Source organism: Arthrobacter sp. Y3225116 (assembly GCF_059091245.1).
Genome location: NZ_JBNHGL010000207.1, coordinates 1 through 5,007, shown reverse-complemented (window position 1 = coordinate 5,007; position 5,007 = coordinate 1). Strand labels below are relative to the sequence as shown.

The 5,007-nt window shown below is 69.0% G+C and carries 3 protein-coding genes, 1 tRNA gene and 1 pseudogene; 1 reads left to right on the top strand and 4 read right to left on the bottom strand.

Features of this window, described 5'->3' with window-relative positions:
- Window positions 1-95: 95 nt before the first annotated feature.
- The 3 genes and pseudogenes from AC5RV2_RS14450 to argS all read right to left on the bottom strand — a co-directional run.
- A pseudogene (locus AC5RV2_RS14450) lies at window positions 96-632 on the bottom strand (homoserine dehydrogenase); the annotation flags it as partial.
- A gap of 56 nt (window positions 633-688) precedes the next feature.
- Window positions 689-2,164 (bottom strand): diaminopimelate decarboxylase, encoded by a 1,476-nt coding sequence (lysA, locus tag AC5RV2_RS14445; protein ID WP_494092904.1) that lies wholly within the window; start codon window positions 2,162-2,164, stop codon window positions 689-691.
- Window positions 2,164-3,807 carry an arginine--tRNA ligase gene (gene argS, locus AC5RV2_RS14440; RefSeq protein WP_494092903.1) on the bottom strand — a complete coding sequence of 548 codons (1,644 nt, stop codon included), beginning with the start codon at window positions 3,805-3,807 and terminating at the stop codon, window positions 2,164-2,166. Before argS ends, lysA begins: the two co-directional genes overlap by 1 nt.
- 216 nt (window positions 3,808-4,023) lie before the next feature.
- Here argS and AC5RV2_RS14435 point away from each other — a divergent pair.
- Window positions 4,024-4,096 (top strand) — tRNA-Arg (locus tag AC5RV2_RS14435).
- Window positions 4,097-4,180: 84 nt separating this feature from the next.
- Here AC5RV2_RS14435 and AC5RV2_RS14430 read toward each other — a convergent pair.
- Window positions 4,181-4,810, bottom strand: a complete 630-nt coding sequence (locus AC5RV2_RS14430; RefSeq protein ID WP_494067193.1) for a hypothetical protein — start codon at window positions 4,808-4,810, stop codon at window positions 4,181-4,183.
- Between the last annotated feature and the right edge of the window lie 197 nt (window positions 4,811-5,007).

Here is a 5,007-nt window from a genome sequence, read left to right as displayed (position 1 = left end):
CAGCTTTATCACCGATCATGCACCCTTCGTTGAGCGCGCGGTGCGCGCCGGAGCCAATGTCATCACCATCGCCGAAGAGGCCTCCCACCCTTGGCGGCCAGCGCCTCGCCGAACTGGGCGCCGGTGGAATCCATCTGGTCCAGGATGTAGTTGGTGGTTCCGTTGACGATGCCCATCACCTTGGTGACGCGGTCCCCCGCCAGCGACTCGCGGATCGGCCGCAGGATGGGGATGGCCCCGGCCACGGCCGCCTCGAAGGAGAGCTCGACGCCGGCGTCGTCGGCCTGGGCGTACAGCTCCTGGCCGTCGGCGGCCAGCAGGGCCTTGTTGCCGGTGACGACGGCGGCCCCGTTGGCGATTGCGGTGCGGATCAGCGTCCGGGCCGGTTCCAGGCCGCCCAGCAGTTCGATCACGATGTCGGCGTCCTTGACCAGCGTCGCGGCGTCGGTGGTGAACAGCTCTGCGGGCAGTTCCACGGCCCGCTTGGCCGAGACATTGCGCACCGCGATGCCGGTCAGTTCCAGCCGCGCGCCGGTCCGCGCGGCCAGCACGTCGGCGTCGTCAAGCAGGATGCGGGCCACCTGGGCGCCGACGTTCCCGCATCCCAACAGTGCTACCTTCAGCGTTTTCATGCTGCCCAAACTCTCAGTCTTAGTCTTACTCGCATTAACTGCTGCCCGGCCGGCGCTCAGCCCAGGTCGCGGGCCAGCAGGTCGTCTTCGGTCTCGCCTCGGATGATCAACCGCGGCTCGCCGCCGCGCACGGCAACCACAGGTGGCCGGGCAACGTAGTTGTAGTTGCTGGAGAGCGCCCAGCAATAGGCCCCGGTCGCCGGCACCGCCAGCAGGTCCCCTGCCTCGATGTCCTCGGGCAGGTAAACGTTCCTGACTACAATGTCACCGCTCTCGCAGTGTTTACCAACCACGCGGGAAATAATCGGGGCCGCGTCCGTCACACGCGAGGCCAGCGCCGCCGAGTAGTCGGCGTCATAGAGCACCGGCCGGGCGTTGTCGCTCATGCCTCCGTCCACGGACACGTAGCGCCGCGGGCTGCTGCCGCCGCCCTCCGTGTCCACCTGGACGGTCTTGCGGGTGCCGGCCGAGTAGAGCGTGAACGTGCTGGGCCCGGCGATGGCCCGGCCCGGTTCGATCGAGATCCGCGGCACCGGGATGCCGAGCCGCTGCGTGACGGAGCGCACGACGGCGGCCATCGCCTGGGCGAGTTCCGCCGGCGGGCGGGGGCTGTCGGCCTCGGTGTAGGCAATGCCGTAGCCGCCGCCTAGGTCCAGTTCGTGCAGGTCCACGCCGTGGACCCGCTTGACCTCGGCCACGAACGTGAGCAGCCGCTCGGCCGCCAGCGCGAAGCCTTCGGGCTCGAAGATCTGCGATCCGATGTGGCAGTGCAGGCCCAGCAGGTTGATGGACTCGTGCTCCAGCGCCGCCGCCACGGCCTGCGCGGCCGGCGAGCCGGCCGGCCGGGGCTGCGCGCCGGCGTCGTGCCCCGCGCCGTCGTCGGCGCCGGCCATCGAGAGCCCGAACTTCTGGTCTTCGTGCGCCGTGGCAATGAACTCGTGGGTGTGCGCGTGCACGCCGGGGGTCAGCCGCAGCATCACGTTGGCCATCTCGCCGCGGGCCGCGGCGATGGCTCCCAGGCGCGCCAGTTCGTCCAGGCTGTCCACCACGATCCGGCCCAGCCCCATGTCCAGGGCGCGGTGGAGTTCGGCGTCGGATTTGTTGTTGCCGTGCAGGCCCAGGTCCTCCCCCGGGATGCCCGCGCGGGCGGCCACGGCCAGCTCCCCGCCGCTGCAGGTGTCCAGCCGCAGCCCCTCCTGCGCCACCCACCGGGCGATTTCCACGCTGAGGAACGCCTTGCCGGCGTAGTAGACGTCGACGCCGCCGCAGAGCGTGCTGAAGGCCTCGTCGAAGGCCTGCTTGAACCCGCGCGCGCGGGCCCGGAAGTCGTCCTCGGACACCACGAACAGCGGCGTGCCGAACTGCTCTTTCAGCCGGGTGACGCCGAGGCCGGAGACTTCCAGCTCGCCCTCCGCGCCGCGGGACACGTCCCGGGCCCAGAGTTTGGCATCCAGCCGGTTGACGTCCTGCGGGCAGGTGAGCCAGTCCGGAGCCAGGTCGGACGCGGCGGCGGTTTCGTGTGCTGCGGGCATTACATCCTCTCCGGCGCGCTGACGCCCAGCAGGCCAAGGCCGTTGGCCAGGACCTGGGTGACGGCGGCATTCAACCACAGGCGGGTACGATGCGTGTCGGTGACTTCGCCGTCGCCGATCGGCGTCACCCGGCAGGCGTCGTACCAGCGGTGGTAGGCGCCGGCGATGACTTCCAGGTGCCGGGCGATGCGGTGCGGTTCGCGCAGCTTCGCGGCGGTGGCGACCACCGACGGGTAGGCGCCGAGCACGGCCAGCAGTTCGTTCTCCGTGGCATGGTCCAGCAGCGAGGCATTGAAGGCACTGCGGTCCACGCCGGAAGAGGCCGCATTGCGCGCCACGGCGCAGGTGCGCGCATGGGCGTACTGCACGTAGAAGACCGGGTTGTCATTGCTGTGCTTGACCAGCAGGTCCAGGTCGATGTCGATGTTGGAATCGGCGTGCGAGCGGGTGAGGGCATAGCGGGCGGCATCGACGCCCACGGCGTCGACCAGGTCCTCCATGGTCACCACCGTGCCGGCCCGCTTCGACATGCGCAGGGGCTTGCCGTCCTTGACCAGGTTGACCATCTGCCCGATCAGCACTTCCACCCGGTCGGCGTCGTCGCCGATGGCGGCCGCGGCGGCTTTCAGCCGGGCAACGTAACCGTGGTGGTCGGCGCCGAGCATGTAGATGCACAGGTCAAAACCGCGGTCCCGCTTGTTCTTGAAGTAGGCGATGTCGCCGGCAATATAGGCGGCATTGCCGTCGGACTTGATGACGACGCGGTCCTTGTCGTCACCGAAGTCGGTGGACTTCAGCCACCAGGCACCGTCCTGGAAGTAGAGGCTGCCGGAGTCCTTGAGCTGCTCCAGCAGCTTTTCGACCGCGCCGTCCTCGAACAGGGAGTTTTCGTGGAAGTAGACGTCGAAGTCCACCCCGAACTCATGCAGCGATTCCTTGATGGCGCCAAACATCAGTTCGACGCCGCGGCTGCGGAACTCTTCCTGCGGGTCGGCCGCCGACAGCGCGTCCGGATTCTGCCGCAGCACCGCCTGGGCGATGTCCGCGATGTAGTCTCCGCCGTAGCCGTCCTCGGGGGCGGGTTCGCCCTTTGCCTTCGCCAGCAGCGAGCGGGCGAAGCGGTCGATCTGCGACCCGTGGTCGTTGAAGTAGTACTCGCGGGTGACGTCGGCGCCCTGGGCGGCCAGGATGCGGGCCAGGGCGTCGCCGAGTGCCGCCCAGCGGGTCCCGCCCAGGTGGATCGGGCCGGTCGGGTTGGCGGAGACGAATTCGAGGTTGATCCGCTGGCCCGCCAGGTCGCCGGCGGTGCCGAAGGCGCTGCCGGCCTCCACGATGCTGCGAGCCAGCGTTCCGGCCGCGGCGGCGTCCACGGTGATGTTCAGGAATCCGGGTCCGGCGATGTCCACCCGGCTGACGCCGTCGATCTTCTCCAGCCGCGCGCTGAGGATTTCGGCGAACCGGCGCGGGCTCATGCCGGCCTTTTTGCCCAGCTGCATGGCGATGTTGGTGGCCCAGTCCCCGTGCTCGCGGTTCTTGGGGCGCTCCACCCGGACCTCGCTGGGCATTTCGACGGCGAAGTCGCCGGCGTCGACGGCGGCCTGCAGGCAGGCGGCAATGGCAGCGGAAAGTTCTTCAGGAGTCACCCCACAAGCATAGGGCAATCCCTTGATCCGACCGGCTTTCGGCGGGCTGGCTGTGACCGGGCTCGCAGGCCGGCTTTGCCGGCCGGTTGTGACGGCCGGACCGGCCGCTTTCAAGGCGCCCGCCGTCGGGGCCGGCCAGGGCGCATTTCTTCTGGCGGCGCAGATGCTGATAAGCTCAATAGGTCCCGCAGGGCACCGGGCAACAGCCGGTGCCGCGCCCTCGTAGCTCAGGGGATAGAGCGTCTGCCTCCGGAGCAGAAGGCCGTAGGTTCGAATCCTATCGAGGGCACTGAAGCGCAGGACAAGGGAGAATCCCCGGCTCAACGGCCGGGGATTCTCCCGTTAACGGCAGCCGGCCTGCGCCGAAGGCGCGTTACTCGCCCTCTCCCGGCCCGTCGAAGCGGCGGTCGACGCCCACCTGGTCCACCTTGCGGTGGAAGCGCATGCCGGACCTGCCGCCGAGAATGGCGCCGGCGAGCGAGACCAGCGCCGCGACAACCAGGAATATGATGCCGCCGGTCGTCAGCTCCCCTTCGCCGAGGGGCACGCGGGGGAAACTGTTCAAGGCGCTCAGCACATTGAACTGGCTGCCGGCAATCAGCCCCAGGATGGCGAGCACAATGGCAACCACGATCGCCCACAGCCACACGGCCAGCCCCTGCTTGACGCCGTCGAAGCGGGCCATCCGGCCGGCCACGTATCCGCCGCAAAAATACGAAATGAACAAGATGACGGCCAGGATGATGCCGCCCGCGATGCCGACCGTCCCCAGGTTCCGGGACGCCTGCTCGGCAACCTGCGCGGGATCGGCGCTCTCGGCGATGCCCACTGCCGTGCCGATGGCGGCTACGAGCGCCGTCAGGATGACCCCGATCCCGGTGGCCGCGAGCCAGCCGAAGAACGCCGAACCCCACTTGATGCCGCCGAATTGGCGCCTCTCCGCCGCTACCACTTCATTGCGCCGTTGCTTCGGGCTCCTGGCCCCTTCTGCAGCTGAACTCATCACCGGTTCTCCTTTGTTCGCTTGGGGTGCGCGCACCCGGCAGGCGCATGCACCCTGCTCATCCGCCGCGCATCGCCCGCCGGACTACTAAGCACACTTATGAGTGTGCCTGCACGCGGGCCGCGGTACAAGGACAACCCCCGGCGTGCCGCGGAGGGAAACGGCCCCTAGCGGGCCGCGCTGCCTGCCGGCTGCCG

Bases quoted from the DNA above. Each gene is read 5' to 3' on its own strand.
- lysA (WP_494092904.1), bottom strand. From the start codon at position 2,164: ATGCCCGCAGCACACGAAACCGCCGCCGCGTCCGACCTGGCTCCGGAC.
- AC5RV2_RS14430 (WP_494067193.1), bottom strand. From the start codon at position 4,810: ATGAGTTCAGCTGCAGAAGGGGCCAGGAGCCCGAAGCAACGGCGCAAT.